We start from the raw sequence: 18,842 nt of genomic DNA, 5'->3' as shown, positions 1-18,842 counted from the left end.
AGATGGATATCAAAAACAGAGAAGAGCAGGAGCAAAAATTTGTCAAAGCAATATCAGATTACTTCGGTATCACGGAAAATGGCGAAATAAAACCGGGCGCTTTTGCAAAGATAGCAAAATTAGTTTACGACGCCATATGGAGCCTCATCAAGGCTATGGATGAATATAAATTAACCGAAATAAATGCTTTTGAAGTTAAATCCGCGGGCGTAGGTATCATATTTGATCTGATATCTGGAACGATAGAAACTACTTTAGATAGTGGAAACAGAAGCGGTGCCACAAAAGAGTATTACGCCAAACCAGATATTCACTTCCGTAAACTAGTACTAAAAGGTTTAGTTACGGGTGCGGCCGAAATTTTAATCGGTAAAAAAGTAAAGCTTGCAGGTCAGGCCACAAGTAAATTAGTAAAATTCGCGGGAAATTTCATACAAAGTATCGCTATATCGGAAATTACCGGCGAGGCTTTTGATAAATTTTTCGGTGCCCAGCTCGCTACTATAGATTTTACAAAAAGCGAACATGATACAAAGGTTTTAGAGAGAAAATATCTTATCCAAGATACATTGGGTAACGCCCTAGATCACTATTGGAATAATATCTATAACGACATGAAAACATTGGAGCGAACCATCATAAAAACGGAGGATCTAAAAGAGGGCGAGGATATGCCAGAGAACAATATAGTTTATTATAGAAAATATCCAAAGGATGAAACGGATACAAAATTCATTAAGTCCTTAAGACTTGATGATCCCAAAGATACTTATATAATTGAAATTTTAAAGCGGGTAAAACAAAGAGATATTCTAAAGATAATCGAAGGAGATGACCGCAATGATGCGAAAGTCATTGTCGCAAACTATCTTTCCGATTACGGTTCGAATACAGCCTCTATCTTGAGCGATTTGACCTCCCAAAAAGACTTTAACGACAAGGAGGCCGGTGTAGAAATTAAAGGAAAAGAGGTAAGAGGAGCAGCTTCTTATTGCTTACAATATTTGGAGGGTTATGCGTTAAAAGGGCATAAAGGTGCTACAGAATATGAAGAGCTGACCAAGTATTCCGAACAGCATATCCAGGATAGAGCTAAATTTTTTAGCTTAGTCGTAAGCGAGCGAATAGGGAATTCGCCGAGCGGAGACGAGTACTTTACGGAAGTAAAAAACGGCAAAGTGATCAAAAGCGCAGGAAATGAGCTAAATAAAAGCGGTGATATGGCCAATACCGAAGTGGTATTTGTGGACGGCAAAAATCCGTCTATGGAGCTTTCGGCGGTAGATAGAAGAATATACGGTTACGATAGAGACGATACTATAGTATATAAGTATGGCAATAACTACATCGAATCCGGCCTGGGCTCAGACACCATAACCACAGGCAAAGGTAGCGATACCATCTATACTAATGCAAATATAGACGTAAAATACGATCAAGAGGATAATAGTGTAAAAAATACGGTTCATGCGGGAGCTGGTAATGATATTGTTTATGGCTCTAAAGGCATGGATGAAATTTATGGCGAAGATGATAACGATACTATCTACGGCGGAGGCGGAGATGATAAAATTTATGGAGGAGAAGGAAACGATACATTATACGCCGATGACACTGCGAGAGGTTCAATCGATACATCATTAAATGAAAATAGATTATACGGCGGAGCGGGGGACGATACGCTCATCGGTGGAGCGGGAACGGATTACCTATATGCGGAAGATGAAAAAGATGATATTCCTGCGCATTACTCAAGCAATGATGTTTTGGATGGCAAAGGAGGTAATGATTTCTTATATGGAAGTACTGCCAAATGCGGCTATAGTAAGATGCAGGGAGGAGTCGGAAATGATACTTTTTACTGCGGGCGAGGGGGAATGGATACTATGAATGATGAAGAAGGAGATGATACCTACTACGCCGGCAACTGGGACACCATTAATGATAACGATGGTATAGGAAAGGTATTTTTTAACAACATTCTTTTAGTTGGTGGAAAATATGATAAAACCATAAGAGCTTATGTAGATAGAAACGATCCGAAGATAACATATAAATTATCTGAGGGAGAGAAGATTCTAACGGTATACAAAGGTATGGAGAAACTAACTATTAAGAATTTCCATAAAGAAAATAATAGCCTGGGTATAGAATTGCTAGATCCTGATGAGATAAGTATAAAAATAGGTGATAATAAAACTAGCGAAGGAGATACTCCTGGACAATCGTTAGATTTTAATATTTTGTTAGAAGGTAATATTACGGATGGGGAGTTCCTCATACTGGGAGTAGGAGATAAAGAATATCTTTTCGGTAATCCAAGTGAAGAATATATCAAAAAATATAATCTAAATTTAGCAAAATACGAACGAGGAAATACTTATACCTACAAATGGAATGGCAATACAATCAAAGGAGAGGATAGAGAATTTGAAATAAGACCTAGAATAATTAAAACTTCTGATAAATTAAGAGCCAGGATATCAAAATATGGTTATGGCACTATCATCGATGACGACCGCGATCCTAACGAGGATCTACCTGAAACATACGATCCTATCGTAATAGATTTTAATAAAAACGGCGTAACTTCCACTAGGCTTGATAATACGGTGTATTTCGATCACGACAATAATGGCTTTGCCGAAGCTACTGCCTGGGTAGAAAAAGATGACGGATTATTGGCACTAGATAAAAATAATAACGGTAAAATAGACAATGGAAATGAACTATTCGGAAATCACACCATTTCAAATACCGCTTACGGATATACCGATAAAAAAGCAACCAACGGCTATGAGGCTCTAAAGGCCTATGATCTAAATGGCGACAACGCAATAGACGAAAAGGATGAGATATTTAATAAGCTTAAAATTTGGAAGGATAAGAATTCTAACGGCATTACCGACGAAGGAGAATTAAGCTCGCTTGCGGATAATAATATCAAAAGTATCGATCTAAACTATAAAGAGATAGCGATAAATGAGAATTCTAACACCGTAAAACAAAGCTCTAAAGTTACTCTTAAAGACGGCTCCACCTTAGATGCTAACGACGTATGGATGAAAGTAAATTTAAACAAAACCGAAGAGATAATAGATCAAAGCAAGCTCTCGCCAGAAGTCCAAGCCCTACCTCAAGTAATAGCAAGTGGAAATTTAAACTCTTTAAGAGTCGCGGCAGGTAAGAACGAAAAGCTGGCTACAATAATAAATTTATATCTGATGCTAAGCCCAGAGGATAGAAAGAAGCATATCGATGAGCTAATCTATGAATGGGCTGGAGTTAGCGATATGCATCCAAACTCTAGAACTACCTCTATCGATAGCAGGATTGTAAATGTTTATGAAAAGCTTACGGGTAAGCCTTTTACTTGGCATGGAAGCTCCAATGATTCAAATATCGCGATATCTGCCAATATCATTAAAGAAAGATTCGATATTTTTAAACGCTATGTCTATTCAACCATAGAGCTTCAAACGACATACTCCGATATGGATCTAAACTTAGATCTTATGCACCTAGGAGAAAATGGCAAGCTAAGATATAAGTTTGATGGTTTAAATTCTAAGCTTATGCAGCTATATAAAGATGAGAAATATAATGAAATTGTAAAGCTAATAGATAATGTAAGGGATACTAGTGCATATAAACCTATATTTCAAGAGAATTTAAAAGAAAATCTATCGAATTTTTGTGTTAATGATGATAAATTATTATCTCTATGCTTTAATGCATATATTAGTGGAACAGATAGTAATGATGTCATTAGCGGAAATTCCGAAGATAATTTTATAGTAGGAGGTAAAGGTAAAGATACCATAAACGGTGGCGCCGGAGATGATACATATGTATTCGCTAGAGGCGACGGTAACGATATTATCTATGATACAATGGGTAATGATAAAATACAATTCAGAGAAGGCATAACTCATAATGATGTGAGCTTAAAAAGAGAACTGGATAAGCTTATAATATCTATCAAAAACAATAATGATAGCATAACTATCCAAAATTTCTTTTCCGTTAATCCTGAAATAGGAAACAATACCATAAGAACTATAACTTTTGCCGATGGGACCGTTTATGATTTAAATAAAATCCTTGAGCTTACTCCGCTAAGCTCTACCGATAAAGACGACAAGTTATATCTCACTGATGGCAATGATACTTTCGATGCAGGTCTTGGTAATGATGAAATTTGGGGCGGCAATGGAGATGATATCATCAGCGGCAATGAAGGAAACGATGTACTTTATGGAAATGATGGCAACGACACCATAAATGGAAATGACGGAAATGACGAGCTGCATGGAGATGGTGGCAACGACCAACTATTTGGAGGAGACGGCAACGATACACTTTACGGAGAAAATGGAAATGACACTTTAATTGGTGGCATAGGCGGTGACAATTTGCAAGGTGGAGATGGCAACGATACACTAAACGGCGGTCTTGGCGATGACACATTAAACGGTGGTTACGGCGATGATACCTATATCTTTAATAAAGGCGATGGCAACGACATTATAACGGATTGCGGCGGAATCAATACCTTGCAATTTGGCGAAGGAATTTCTAGAAGCGATTTGGAATTTAATGTGATCAATTCCGCTTCGGATTTAAAAATTTCATTTAAAAACAGCTCCAATGATAGTATTATCATCAATCAAGCCAATATTAAAAATATAAAATTCGCAGGCGGAGAGATTCTAAATCTCAATGATATTAATGTTATAAAAATCACAGGAACCGAAGGAAGCGATGTCATTCGTGCAGGTATAAATATTCCTCATATTATAGAAGGAGATAATGGCAACGATATCATTAGAGGCAATGATTACACCAAATCAATTAGCGGTGGCAAAGGTAACGATAAACTTTATGGGGGAAGTGGTGATAATATCTACATATTTAATAAAGGTGACGGAGCGGATACTATCTACGATACAGCAGGCAACGATAAAATAAAATTCAGAGAAAGCATAGCTCCTGGAGATATAAGTTTCAAAAGAGAACTGGATAAGCTTATAATCTCAATAAAAGGCGACGGGGAAACTATCAATGATAGTATAGCTATCCAAAATTTCTTTTCCATAAATCCCGAAATCGGAAACAACACCGTAAGAACGATAACTTTTGCCGATGGAACCGTTTACGATTTCAATAAAATCCTCGAGCTTACTCCGCTAAGCTCTACTGATAAAGACGATAAGCTTTATTTAACGGACGGCAACGATACCTTTGATGCAGGCTTAGGTAACGATGAAATTTGGAGTGGCAACGGAGATGATATAATTAATGGTGGAGAAGGAGGCGATACCCTTTATGGAAATGATGGCAACGATACTTTAAATGGAGGCAACGGAAATGATACGCTTTATGGCGGCCATGGCAACGATACGATAGCGGGCGGAGAAGGAGATGATATTCTTTATGGTGGATTCGGCGATGATACCTATATATTTAATAAAGGCGATGGAAATGATATTATAACCGATGATGAAGGGGTCGATACTATCAAATTTGGTAAAGGAATCTTAAAAGAAGATCTAATAATATCTAGAAGTAACGCTTATAATGTAATAGTGCAATTTAAAAATAATCCCGGCGATAAGATTACTCTGAATCGTATAAATTTGGGAAATATAGAAAAATTTAAATTTGACGATGGTACGATTATGGATTTAAACGATATAAAAGCCAAATCCAATATAGGCACTCAAAACGATGATATTATTTACGGATATGACGAGGAAGATAATATATTAAAAGGAGGTGGTGGTAACGATACTTTAATCGGAGGCAGGCGTAACGATATTATTGAGGGTGATGAAGGCAATGATGTTCTCCGAGGTAATAGTGGTAATGACACTTTAATTGGAGGTAGCGGTGACGATGTGCTCTGTGGAGGATACGGCGATGATACCTATATATTTAATAAAGGTGATGGGAATGATATTATAGACGACGATCAAGGCGACGATACTATTAAATTTGGCGAAGGAATCTCGAAAGAAGATTTAATAATATCTAGACGCAATGCTTATAATACAATAGTACGGTTTAAAAATAATCCAGGCGATACGATTACTTTAAATAATCTAACCTATATAGATTTAAATAATCTAACCTATATAGAAAGGTTTGAATTCGCCGATGGTACGTTCATGAATTTAAACGATATAAAAACCAAATCCCTTGTAGGTACCCAAGATGACGATGTTATTTACGGTTATGATGGAGATAGTATATTAAAAGGTGGGGGCGGTAACGATTCGCTTATAGGAGGTAAAGGTAACGATATTATTGAAGGAGACGAAGGAGACGATTGGCTTTTTGGCAACCATGGTAATGACACTTTAACCGGAGGAAGCGGTAATGATATTCTAAAAGGTAGCGATGGAGACGATATTTATATATTTAACAAGGGTGACGGTAACGATACTATATACGACGAAAACGGCAAAGATACTATTAAATTTAATGATTTTAATGCCGAAGATATAACTTTAAAAAGAGAATTTAAAAATTTAATCATAAGCTCTAAAATATCCAAAGATGTCATAACTATCAACGACTTCTTTAATGCGTATAATGGATATGACTATGCCATAGAAAATATAATTTTTAAAGACGGCTCTATTTGGGATTATAAAGCTATACTTGATAATTCAGCTATAAAAGCAACCGAGGGTGACGATAAAATTTGTCTTGGCAACGGAGATGACAATTTTAATGCCCTAGGCGGAGATGATGAAATTTGCGGAGAAGACGGCAATGATACTATAGCCGGCGGGAATGGCAATGACAAACTAGATGGTGGCGAAGGTGACGATATCCTTTATGGAAATAAAGGAGACGATATTTTGAGCGGCGGTAATGGGAACGATACTCTAAACGGTGGAGATGGCGATGATAAGCTCTATGGTTGGGATGGAGATGATACTATCGTTGGGGAAAACGGCAATGATATCCTTAATGGTGGCAATGGAAGCGATATTTTAAACGGCGGGTCAGGCAATGATATACTTAACGGCGATGGAGGTAACGATACTTTAATTGGAGAAAAAGATAGTGATATCCTAAATGGCGGATACGGCGATGATACCTATATCTTTAATAAAGGCGACGGCAACGACACTATAACCGACAATCAAGGAACCGATACTATAAAATTTGGCGAAGGAATAAGCAAAGAGGATCTCATCGTCAAAAGAGTTGCACGAATGAACAATGATACTAAACGAAAGGAATATTCGGATATAGCCATATTCTTCAAAAATTCCCCAAATGATTCAATAACCTTAAGAGATGCTGCCTATAGTAACGCGATAAACGAAAATAACATTATTGAAACCTTTGAATTTGCCAATGGTGGTAAGCTAAACTTTGAAGATATCAAAAAGCTATCTTTGATTGGTTCCGACAGTAGCGAGAACATTGTAGGTTATGTTCATACACACAATATTATCAAAGGAGAAGGCGGAGACGATAAGCTTTACGGGCAAGGCTGGAATGATACTATGTACGGTGGAGACGGAAACGATTTAATAGAAGGCGGTAGCGGCAACGATACTTTGATTGGAGGCAAAGGAGATGATGCCCTCAACGGGGATATAGGTGACGATATTCTAATTGGCGGAACAGGCGACGATACTTTAAACGGTGATGTGGGAGATGATACTTACGTATTCAATAAAGGTGATGGTAATGATATAATAGAAGAGTGGGACGGCATTGACACAATTAAATTCGGCGAAGGCATACAAAAAGAGGATCTAATTGTTTCAACTAATATAAATAAGAAGTGGTCTTATTTAAATAATGCAACAGATATAATCATTAAATTTAAACATAATGAAGCCGATTCTATAACTTTAAAAAATGTTCTTACTGAAAATAAAACCAGAATTAATGGCGCCATAGAGAATTTTGAATTTGCCAATGGAGAAAAATTAAACTTTGAAGATATCAAGCAATTATCTCTTGTGGGTACTAATGAAGGAGAAACAATAAATGGCTTTGAGGATTCAAACAATACTCTTATAGGCAACGGTGGAAATGATTGGCTTTACGGAGATAATAAGAATGATATTTTAATCGGTGGAGAAGGAGATGATCATTTAAGGGGTAGTAGAGGAGACGATACCTATATCTATAATATCGGTGATGGCAACGATACAATCCATGATTATGAAGGAGAAGATATCATAAAATTTGGTAAAGGTATAAACAAAGAAGATATCGTTGTAACTAAAGGCGAAGTAAAATATGATAGTTATACAAGGTCAAGGTATCAAGATTTAGTTATATCGCTTAAAGGAAAGCAAGGAAGTATATCTATGGAGTATATTATATCCGAAGATGGCGGTATCTATGAAAAATACTCACACAAAACATTAGTATTTGAAAATGGAGATAAATTAAGCTTTGAGGATATTTTAAAAATATCTTTAATCGGAAACGATGAAGACAATAATATATCCGGGTATAACCATCGCGATAATATTTTAGAAGGGAATGGCGGGGATGATATCCTTTGTGGAAATAGTGGTAATGATACCTTAATCGGAGGAGATGGTAATGATGGATTAAATGGAGAAAAAGGTAATGATATTCTAATTGGAGGAAGAGGAAACGATAATCTATACGGTGGCAGCGGAGATGATACCTATGTATATAATAAAGGCGATGGAGTAGATTATATTTACGACATTGAGGGTAATGATACTTTAAAATTTGGCAAAGGCATCAAGAAGGAAGATCTGGTAATATCAGTATCAAAAAATAAAGAGAAGTTGAGCCAATATGATGATACTCATAGAGTAATGGATATTAAGATAGGATTTAAAAATAATGATACCGACGCCGTTTTCCTTAGAGGAAATATTATAGATAAATGCAGCAATAAAGATCTGACTATAGAAAATTTCGAATTTGAAAACGGCGATAGACTAAGTTTTGAGGATATTAAAAAATTAGCATTGACGGGTGATGATACAAATAATCTTCTATATGGCTATGACGATATAAATAACGTTATGAACGGCTTGGGTGGAGATGACGAGATCCAAGGAGGAGAGCTAAACGATACTATCTATGGTGGAGAAGGGAATGATACTATAAATGGCGGTAGTGGCGATGACATAATAGAAGGCGGCAAAGGAGATGATGTCATAAAAGGAAGCTGGGGAAATAATACTTATATATTTAATATAGGTGATGGCAATGATACTATAGCTGATTATGAGGGTACCGATACGCTTCAATTGGGTGAAGGTATCACAAAAGACGATATCATAGTAAAGCATACGCCGGAAGGTACGATCATTAAATTTAAAAACTCGAAGAATGATTCTATCTCGCTTGGTCGCTTCGGAATAGAGAGGGTAAAATTTGCTAACGGCGAAGAGCTTAGCTCTGAGGATATTGAGAAATTGGAGCTGATCGGCACGGATGAAGCAGATACTATTTTCGGCAACTCTGATCAGGATAATCTTATCATAGGCGGCAAGGGCGACGATATCTTATACGGAAGCTATTCTGGCAATAATACCTTTGTATATAACCAAGGTGATGGAGCCGATACTATATATGCCGGTACTCATGAAAACAAAATCAAATTTGGTAAAGGCATTAACAAAGAAGATCTCATAGTAGAAAGATGTGTAAATACTGACGCTAGAGGCTGCGATAATTTAAAAATTTCATTTCGTAACTCAGCGGGTGATTCGATTATGCTGGCGGATATAATAAATGATAATATAAATGCGCAGGAGATACAAACCTTTGAGTTTGCAAACGGTGATAAACTGAACTTTGGCGATATTAAAAAACTATCTTTGATTGGTACTGATAAAAACGACGAATTACGTGGCTACAACGATATGGATAATGAGATCAAAGGCGGCAATGGAGACGACATCCTAATAGGAGGCAACGGAGTTAATAATATCCTTGAAGGTGGCAGCGGCAATGATACTCTAAGAGGATGCTATGACAGCTATGGTAATCCCGACATCAGCATGAATGGCAAAAATACCTTCGTCTTTTCTAGGGGTGACGGAAACGATATGGTGGAAAATTTCAAAGACAACGACTTAATTAAATTCAAAAACATAGGAAGCAACGAGGTTAAATTTAATCTAAATTTAGTCGATAATTCGTTACTCATCTCGGATAAGCTATCAAATAGTAGCGTCTTGATCAAAAACTACAATGTAAGGACAAATTTAAATTTTCAATTCAAAGACGGCAAAATTCTAGGAAGCGATTTTATTAGTGGGCAAGTAAAACCTATCGACGGTGGAAACACTATGGTGGGGGGCAAGGAAGATAATGTATTTATTTATGACGGAGGAGCAAAAACTATAATGGATCTTGGAGGCTACGATAAGGTCATATATAAAAATCCCGTAAAAAGAGTCCGCTATGACTTTGGTAAAAATGGTTCGAGCGATCTTAAGCTCATCATCACTCCGGCAGATCCTAACGCAAAAAATGATATCTTAGAAGTAAAAGGCTTTTTTAGCAACAGGGATAATGTCATAGAGGAATTTCATATCGGTAAATATCTAAATATCAAGGCAGCGGATATCTATAAAGCATTCGGCAAAACCTATATTGCTAGTGCCAAACCTGCTACTTTAGCGATGAATGCCAAGCTGCTAGACATAGATAACGAAGCTCAAATTTCGCTATTCTTTAAAAGCTCGGATGATGTAAAGCCTGCAACGCTCTCACCAAGAGGCTCTGTATATTCTGCTAAGAGTGATGAAAACGAAGTCTCATCTACCTCAAAAGAAACTAATGAGCATAGCTTAAATTCCAAATCCAACTGGGATATGGTTCTAGGCGGCGATAAGAACAAACTAAAGGCTATCGTTTCAAAGTATTGCGATGATTCAAATTTAAACACCCCTGATCTAAATTCCAATCTTAGCGTTAGCAATGCTATGGATCTAAACTCCGCTCCGGGTGTTATTCAAGAAGAGGCTTTAAAAGACAATGCTTTCTTAAGCCAAGATACCGTAAACAAGATCATCGAGCAGCTAAACGTCTACGCCGATAACTCGGAAGCTTTGGAATTTAACCAAAGAGATATTCGCAAGGATGATATGCAGGTTTATATGAGTTAAGATTTATTTAGGATTATACCTTTTAAAGGTTATGTCTTAGAATTATGCCGGCATTTCATTCCCCTTGCCGGAATATCGCTTTAGGTTAGAAACTTTATAAGAAGCGGCACATTTAAAACGCCGCCTCATAAGTTACTATCTTTCAAAATCATAGCGAACGTATGATTAAGGCGAATGATTAAAATTTATACGATAAATTTAAAATGCTTGCATGAGTATAGGCAAAATTCTGCAAACATCTCCATCCTTACATGGAGTTTTTACACTTGCGACCTTTACTCTTCTTAAAAATCCTGAAAAGAACTAGGTTGATTCCATAAACTATAACATATACGCACCCTATATGTCTTCAAAGCCCAACCTTCACGCGCCCTTCAACCAAAACATCCCACTCAAAACCAACCCCTGGAATCCTCCACACAAAACGAAACCTAAAAACGAATACCTTGAACGCTTTCCTTGCTTAATATCCATCATCCCCCCTTTCCTATTATGCCCTTCATAACATCCGCAATATCAGATTTTACCATTCTTATATCACCAAGCCTTTTTATAAGAAACAATGAATCATAAGGTTTCTGAAAATAATGAAACTACCGAAAAGAACAACGGAGGCTATTAAGATAACAAAGCTGCATGAAAATAATGAATCTCCAAGCTTTTTTATTTTCTACATTATAATAGACCGGTAATCTTTAAATTTATCACAAAATCTATCACAAAGGAGCAGATATGCATTACGAAAATCTTTTAAGAGTCAAGAAAGGCATAAGAGTCTTTAACGATAAAGCTCAAGAGACTGCTAATCAGAATGAGCTTATAGAGTTAGTAAATACCTTTATCTCATATATTAGTAGAGCAAGGCATGATAAGAAAAGAGCGGATAATGCACTTAATGGTATATTGCACTATTATAAAGATATGAAGGTAGATAAAAGAGCCTTAAGCGAAGTAGTAAATAAAGAGTATAAAAAGCTACTAGGCCCAAAGAAAAAACCGACCAAATCAAAAATAGCAAATTATAAGGACTGCTTAAAATCCCTACATAAAAGCGGCCATAGCTATCAAAAAATAGCAGATATTCTATGGAAAAACTACGGCATACAAACCAGTAAATCAAGCGTAGCAAGATTACTAAAAAGATAAAGGTATATATCATGGCTCTACATATTAGAATGAACGCTAAAGCTATTATCTCTCAGATTATGAAGCAAGCAAACGGTATAGGAATATCTAAAAGTAACGTAAGGCGTAATAGCAAGCTTAAAGGACAAAATGGTCATACAAAAAGCACATACGCCCATAGCATTAAAAGCATTCAAAACTTAAGAGCGGTAACTACTCAATATATAGAATTTCTTAAAGCTAGGCACGGTCAAAAAATAACGCAAAATATTGGTGCCGGTAGTGCAAGAGAGTGGCTACTGCTAAAAGCAAATGAAATAAGCGGCGGAACACTTAATACCTATATATCTGCATTAGCTAAGAGCTTTGATAATTGCAGTAAGCTAGGCTTAAACGTATCGGGAAAAGATATTACGGACGTTCGGAAAGAATTTAAGAAAAAAGGGATGAACCTTCGTAAAAGGCATTATAACAGAGCCTATGAAAACCCATATAAAATCATAAGCAATATGCAATTAAGCTCACTGTATTATATATCCGCTAAGCTTCAATTAGAGGCAGGACTAAGACTAGATGATGCCATTAACTCAAGCAAATGGGAAATCAACGACGATAATAGTATAACCATACTCGGCAGCAAGAACGGCTTATGCTACAGTACTAAAAAGCTAAGCGATAAGACTATAAGGCAGCTAAAGCTTGCTAAGGAATCTGGATACTATGCCCCAAAAAACGCGTACGTAAAGGATCTAAAAGCATCAGGAGCGGATAGTAGAGGAACTCATGGGCTTAGGTATAACTTCGCTCAAGAAAGATATGAGGAGTTGCGTAAAGAGGGTATGAGTCATATAGAAGCTCTAGCTCAGGTATCTATAGATATGGGGCATTCAAGAGTGGAGATAACTAGGCATTATTTGGTTGGGTTATAGTATAGATGGCTTGATTGGATTATGGGATAAGCATTACTTGGTTTGATTATAGCCATTCTTGGTTTTATTATAGGCATTACTTAGGTTTGATTAAAAGCTGCGGTTGCATCCGCTTTGATCTTGCTATTGCTCGTTATAGGCATTACTTAGTTTGATTAAAGAGGGAATGGCTAGATAGATGCCTTCGGTATTTAAATGCCTTTTTTAATGCTTAATGATGCTTAGATGATTTAAATATCCTAAATATCTTTGATACCCCTGTCAATGCTCAAATTCCTATTAAAGCAAGGCTGCGTATACTTAAAGTAGGGTTTTACATAAAATATCTATAAAGAGATAGATGGAGGTTACTCTATCTGTAAGAGCAATGCTTTAGTAAAGGATGCTCCTAAAAGAAATAAAAGAGACGAGTTTAAAATTTAACTAGAAAGACTTTTATAAGAAAATATCCCTGTAATGGGTAGAAGGCTGATTTAGTTGAGAAATTTACGCTGCCTATGTATATGAAACTCATGTATTATGGAATTAATGAATTAAATGGGCTTACTAATAGCTTTAGAATATCTGAAATACGTAGTAAGCTCATCCCGGTTATTTTCTATAGACTTAGCTATATTAGAAAATCCTCTGTATGTTTATAGTATTTATCCGTTTATGGCAAGAGCTTTGCTATTATCTATAGTATTTGCCGTATATATTACTTTTTTAAGCTTGCCAGATGTATTCTGTTCAATCAACAATCGCGTAAACCCCCTAAGAAACTATCCTTTAGCCCCCCTCTCTCTCCTTAAAATTTAAACCCCAACCCCTTTAAATAACCTAGCCACCATGTTAAAACCCTACGCGTATTCTCAATATTCGTAGCTTTGTTATAAATCTTTTGTATCTCTTTTTGTGCATGAAAAAGGGTGCGTTCAATGCTATAAGGATCTAGCTTGTTCTCATGGATTTTTTCATATGCAAAGGTTTCTAGTATCTTTCTAAAAGAGTGAAAGACCAATCTATTCTTAGCTATTACGGGAGCATAGGTTTTAAGTGCTTTAACTAGAGTCATATCGCTTAGTACCTCTCCTTGCGTATTGGCAAAGCATAACGGGCAGCTGCTATTATGAGCGTGTAACCTTTGCAGCCATTGCCCTACTTCTGTAGGAAGTCCCAGATGTTCATCTCCATTGCTTTTTACCTTATTCTCATCTTGTGGAAATAGTAAGTAGTATTCTCCATCATCACCTATTTTTAAATGCTCATGGGTTAAATTTCTTACATTTGAGCTTCTTAGCCCCGTAAGCAGTCCAAAGATCAAAGCATTCTTGACTCCTATTTGATGAGGATAGTTCATGATAAATTTAATAAGTACGGTTAAATCCAAGTCATCTTTTATATATGGGTATTCGCTATGGCGAGGTATATTATAAAAGTCCTTAAACACCTCTTCTGCAAATAATGGATTTTTAGAAATATCTCTTATACGAGCATATCTGAATAGTCTTTTAATGAGTTTAAATAAAATTTCTAAGGAGGCGTACTTCTCATTATCGTAATAATAATCCAGTATCGGCATAATATCCTTTTTGCTTATCTTGTTTATATCTTTGTCACAAATATCCCTTAAAGCTTTAAAGCTAATATCTCGTCTTTTAGAGGTTGCTAATGCAACATTGCCGTTATGTCTGCAAAACTGTCTATAAACGCTTGCCAGAGTATTTTTAGCAGGAGTTAGCTTAGCAGAATCATCTATCATTAGACCTTTAAGAGTTTCTTTGGCTTTGCTTAGGCTTATCTCATCTGCATTACCTAAAGACTTAATCAGCTTGCCGCCTATGCAATAGTGATAGTGCCTATGGATTGTTTGCTCTCCCTTTTTATTAAATGAGCGGTAAAATCTAACTGCTATATGCTCATCTATCATTTCTACCATAGTATTTTTACGATGAGGCAGGGAGAAATTTCTGATCACTTTATCGGGGTCCGTTTTAAAAGCCGGATCGTCTTTAATTTTAGAAAAAACTTTCATAACTACTTATCCTTTAAAATTTAATATAGTTTCATAGGACAAATTATAAAAGTTTCCAAAGAGTTTAACAAGCTTAAGAGCTACTATACATTTTTTAATATATAGTAGTTTCTCTTAAACCGCCTGTATAATCTAGCGTTTTTAGCATTTGAAATTTTTTTGAAAAAATTTGAAAAAGCCGTAAAACAGGGCTTTTAAAAAAAATCAAAAAACTAAAATTAGGGGGAAAATTTGGTGGGTGGTGTCCTGCGTTGGATTCGAACCAACGACCCCCTCATTAAAAGTGAGATGCTCTACCTACTGAGCTAGCAAGACATCGTAAGAAGTGGCGCGACGAATGGGGCTCGAACCCACGACCTCCGCCGTGACAGGGCGGCATTCTAACCAGCTGAACTACCGTCGCACCAAAAATCACACTTGCGGTACAAGTGCTAAAGAAGTATGAAATCCAAGGATTTCAAAATGGTGGTCGCTGTAGGGATCGAACCTGCGACATCCACCTTGTAAGGGTGGCGCTCTACCAGCTGAGCTAAGCGACCATTTGGGTTTAAAAAAGAAATGTGATTATATATCCAATACGATTAATTTTCACTTAAACAATGATGAAAAGACTGAAATTGTGCTATACTTGCGACATAAAATTTTATCAAAGGCTCGGTAAATTTAGATGAAAAAGTTGGTTTTCGCCCTGTTTTTAGCGCTTCAAGCCCCCGCTTACTCGCCGAACGAGATCGTAAACGCCATCGCCGCAGTAGCGCAAAATGAAGGCGTCAAGCCCGAGATCCTCTACACCATCGTCAAAATCGAAAGCGACTTCGAGCCCTACACGATCTCCTTTTTGACAAACAAAGCAAACGCCGATTATTTTGCAAGCCTGCGCAATCAAAATATCCGTATCAGGACGAGCAACTACAGCCTAAATTCCAGCAAATGGGTCGTTACGATAATACCGGCAAACGAAATTTACGCCGTGCAGATCGCCAAGTACCTGTATGAGGACGGATTTAGCATTGACGTAGGACTCGGGCAGCTAAACGCCGTAAATTTCAGCCAAAATGAGATCGATTATATATTCAACCCAATGTATAACCTCACCAAATGCGCCAAGATCCTGCGCAAATGCTGGAACGCCAAAAATAAAAATATCAAAGACACGATTGAGTGCTACAACTACGGCATGCGCAAGCGCTACTCAAACCCATACTACAAACGCTTTTACGAGCATTACGAGAAATTTTTCGGCAAGCCCTATTAAGAGTTAGTAAAATTTCGCTAAAATCGCGTAAATTTTAAAAAAGGATATTTCATGATAATGATCGCAGGACCCTGCGTGATCGAAAGTCGCGAGCTGATAATGCAAGTCGCGGAAAGTTTGCGCAAATTTAACGAAATGAGCGGGGTAGAATTTTACTTCAAAAGCAGCTTCGATAAAGCCAACCGCACCAGCATCTCAAGCTTCCGCGGCCCGGGGCTTGAGCGCGGCTGCGAAATTTTAGCGGAAGTAAAGGAAAAATTCGGCTATAAAATTTTAACCGATATCCACGAAAGCTACCAGGCAGAGCCCGTCGCGCGCGTCGCCGACGTGCTGCAAATACCCGCGTTTTTGTGCCGCCAAACCGACCTGCTCGTCGCCGCAGCTAGCACGCAAGCGGTAGTAAACATCAAAAAGGGTCAGTTTTTATCGCCGCAGGCGATGAAACACAGTGTCGAAAAGGTGCTGCAAACCCGTAGCGCGCGGACCTATACTCCGCAAAGCGGCGCGGTATCTAACAATACAAAGGCCGCTCAAAACAGCACCCGCTCCGGCGATACAGAAATTTGCGGCGCGCAAAACGGCGCCCAAGACGGTGCGAATGACGGATCTTCGGCGCTAGGCGCACAAAATTCTTGCAGCACCCGTCAGGACGCACAAAATTTTATTCATACTTGCGGCGCTAAAAGCGGTGCCGAAAATGCCGCTAAAGGTACGGCGACGCCTTGTGTCGCACGAAGCGATAACGAAGCGCAAAGCGCCTCACAGCGAAACTTATCTCATACTTGCAACGCGCAAGACGGCTCGATAAGTGCCTCGCAGCCAAGCGGCGAAGGGATGCACGATCTGGCGCGCCGCTACGGCGTTTGGCTCACCGAGCGCGGCAGTACCTTCGGCTACGGAAATTTGATCGTCGATATGCGCTCGCTGCCGATTATGCGCGAGTTTGCGCCGGTTATTTTTGACGCGACGCACAGCGTGCAGATGCCTAGTATCGGCGCTACGAGCGGCGGCGACTCGCGCTTCGTGCCGTACCTCGCGCGGGCGGCGGCGGCCGTGGGCGTGGACGGCTTTTTTTACGAAACGCACCCTGATCCCGCTCACGCGCTTTCGGATGGGCCGAATATGCTAAATCTGCAGCAGCTAGAGCGCGTCGTAGCCCAGACGCTCGCAATTCAAAAAGCGCTCGGATTTTAAAATTTTAATATATTGGCAAAATTTGCTTTTTCTTGATGCTTATTAAAAGGCGGTTTGAAATTTTAACGCTCGCCGGACGGGCGTTAAAATTTTTATAATACACGCATGGTTCGCACCTAAAAATGTAAAAACATCTGAGCATAAATCGATAGACTTATCATTGCGTTTGATCATTGTCTGTTTTGCCAAAAATTCAAACTTTCAAGTTTATAAATTTTTAAGCCTCAAATTTAAAAATTTCGCCCACCTCGATGCCTAAAATTTTTGAAATTTTATAAATATGCTCAAGATTGAAGTGCTTGTCGTAGCGGCAACTCTCGCAGTTTGAGTAAAACGCGACTGACTTTATATCCATACTTAGCGCCATATCCAGTTGGCTCATACCCTTGCTTTCGCGTAGTTTGCGGACGTTGGAGGAGATTTGCAGATAAAAATTTCGTATCTCGTCGCCGTCAAAAAAAGCTAAATTTTCACTCATTTTTTATCCTATAGGTAAAGTAAAAATTAAACTTTATTTGGATAAAATCCTCAAATCTATATCCTATAGGATAAGTAATTAGTAAATTTCTAGAGAAAGGAGAAGAAATGAGCGCCACTATAAATCAATATGAAAAGCTATTCGGCAAAATTGTTGAAGTTGTCGCAGGCCGAACTTGCGCTTGCTTTTGCTCATGCAGTTGTGGCATGTGCGTATGCTCGTGCCGCGGTCGTAGAAGTGAAAACGACAAAATTGCATGGGAAATATGCTAAAAATTTATCGGCGGACCAAAATCCGCCGATACTATTTCAAGGATTTTTATGATTTTTTCAAAATATGGCTTCGCCTTTCATGTAGGTAATGATGTAGCATTATATAACTCTTTAAGGATGAAGCCGATCTATTTAAGCGATAACAAATTTAAGAAAATAAAAGAGACCGTTGACAAAAACGTGAAATTATCACAAGATTTAAAATGCGAAATCGATGAATTGATAAAGTATAAAATTTTAGTCAAAGAGGGCGATGATGAAAAAATTTTAAATTTTGTAAAATCGGTTATTCCTCAGCCGCAAATAAACGTATGCTATTTTATTTTAAGCGAACAATGTAATCTGGCCTGTAAATATTGCTTTTTAGGCAACAATAATCAGGAAAAGAGAAAGCGCTTCAAAAAAGAAAATATGAGTAAGCAAACGGCAATGGA

At 37.8% G+C, this 18,842-nt stretch carries 7 protein-coding genes, 3 tRNA genes and 2 pseudogenes; 7 read left to right on the top strand and 5 right to left on the bottom strand.

The window, feature by feature from the left end:
- The first annotated feature begins 2 nt into the window (after positions 1–2).
- From Q0274_RS10480 to Q0274_RS10470, 3 genes are all read left to right on the top strand, one after another.
- Entirely contained in the window at positions 3–11,141 is an 11,139-nt protein-coding gene (locus tag Q0274_RS10480) for a calcium-binding protein (RefSeq protein WP_298029534.1), read from the top strand.
- Positions 11,142–11,873: 732 nt separating this feature from the next.
- On the top strand, positions 11,874–12,287 hold the full coding sequence (locus Q0274_RS10475; RefSeq protein ID WP_298029532.1) for a hypothetical protein: 414 nt from the start codon (positions 11,874–11,876) through the stop codon (positions 12,285–12,287).
- A gap of 11 nt (positions 12,288–12,298) precedes the next feature.
- Positions 12,299–13,195, top strand: a complete 897-nt coding sequence (locus Q0274_RS10470) for a hypothetical protein (protein WP_298029531.1) — start codon at positions 12,299–12,301, stop codon at positions 13,193–13,195.
- Between the two features lie 787 nt (positions 13,196–13,982).
- Here the strand turns inward: Q0274_RS10470 and Q0274_RS10465 are convergent.
- From Q0274_RS10465 to Q0274_RS10450, 4 genes are all read right to left on the bottom strand, one after another.
- Entirely contained in the window at positions 13,983–15,209 is a 1,227-nt protein-coding gene (locus Q0274_RS10465) for a tyrosine-type recombinase/integrase (protein WP_298029529.1), read from the bottom strand.
- Positions 15,210–15,448: 239 nt separating this feature from the next.
- Positions 15,449–15,524 (bottom strand) — tRNA-Lys (locus Q0274_RS10460).
- Between the two features lie 11 nt (positions 15,525–15,535).
- Positions 15,536–15,612, bottom strand: a tRNA-Asp gene (locus Q0274_RS10455).
- A 60-nt stretch (positions 15,613–15,672) separates the two neighbouring features.
- Positions 15,673–15,748: transfer RNA gene (locus Q0274_RS10450), tRNA-Val, on the bottom strand.
- 128 nt (positions 15,749–15,876) lie between these two features.
- Here Q0274_RS10450 and Q0274_RS10445 point away from each other — a divergent pair.
- The 3 genes and pseudogenes from Q0274_RS10445 to Q0274_RS11150 all read left to right on the top strand — a co-directional run.
- A complete protein-coding gene (locus Q0274_RS10445; protein ID WP_298029528.1) occupies positions 15,877–16,464 on the top strand; it encodes a transglycosylase SLT domain-containing protein in 588 nt (195 codons plus the stop codon).
- A gap of 51 nt (positions 16,465–16,515) precedes the next feature.
- Positions 16,516–16,938, top strand: a pseudogene (locus Q0274_RS10440) (3-deoxy-8-phosphooctulonate synthase); the annotation flags it as partial.
- Between the two features lie 363 nt (positions 16,939–17,301).
- Positions 17,302–17,658: pseudogene (locus Q0274_RS11150) on the top strand (3-deoxy-8-phosphooctulonate synthase); the annotation flags it as partial.
- A gap of 217 nt (positions 17,659–17,875) precedes the next feature.
- On the opposite strand, the gene Q0274_RS10430 reads toward Q0274_RS11150, so the two are convergent.
- Positions 17,876–18,136, bottom strand: a complete 261-nt coding sequence (locus Q0274_RS10430) for a helix-turn-helix transcriptional regulator (RefSeq protein WP_298029526.1) — start codon at positions 18,134–18,136, stop codon at positions 17,876–17,878.
- Between the two features lie 320 nt (positions 18,137–18,456).
- On the opposite strand from Q0274_RS10430, the gene Q0274_RS10425 reads away from it, so the two are divergent.
- The coding region (locus Q0274_RS10425; protein WP_298029524.1) for a hypothetical protein at positions 18,457–18,842 on the top strand (386 nt) is incomplete at its 3' end.

Source organism: uncultured Campylobacter sp. (assembly GCF_937973075.1).
In the GTDB taxonomy this organism is placed as follows: Bacteria; Campylobacterota; Campylobacteria; order Campylobacterales; family Campylobacteraceae; genus Campylobacter_B.
Note: the sequence above shows the minus strand (reverse complement) of the source record. Positions and strands in the feature narration are given on the sequence as shown.

Excerpts from the sequence above, each read along its gene's own strand:
- Q0274_RS10480 (WP_298029534.1), top strand. The coding sequence starts at position 3 with ATGGATATCAAAAACAGAGAAGAGCAGGAGCAAAAATTTGTCAAAGCA.
- Q0274_RS10475 (WP_298029532.1), top strand. The coding sequence starts at position 11,874 with ATGCATTACGAAAATCTTTTAAGAGTCAAGAAAGGCATAAGAGTCTTT.
- Q0274_RS10470 (WP_298029531.1), top strand. The coding sequence starts at position 12,299 with ATGGCTCTACATATTAGAATGAACGCTAAAGCTATTATCTCTCAGATT.
- Q0274_RS10465 (WP_298029529.1), bottom strand. The coding sequence starts at position 15,209 with ATGAAAGTTTTTTCTAAAATTAAAGACGATCCGGCTTTTAAAACGGAC.
- Q0274_RS10445 (WP_298029528.1), top strand. The coding sequence starts at position 15,877 with ATGAAAAAGTTGGTTTTCGCCCTGTTTTTAGCGCTTCAAGCCCCCGCT.
- Q0274_RS10430 (WP_298029526.1), bottom strand. The coding sequence starts at position 18,136 with ATGAGTGAAAATTTAGCTTTTTTTGACGGCGACGAGATACGAAATTTT.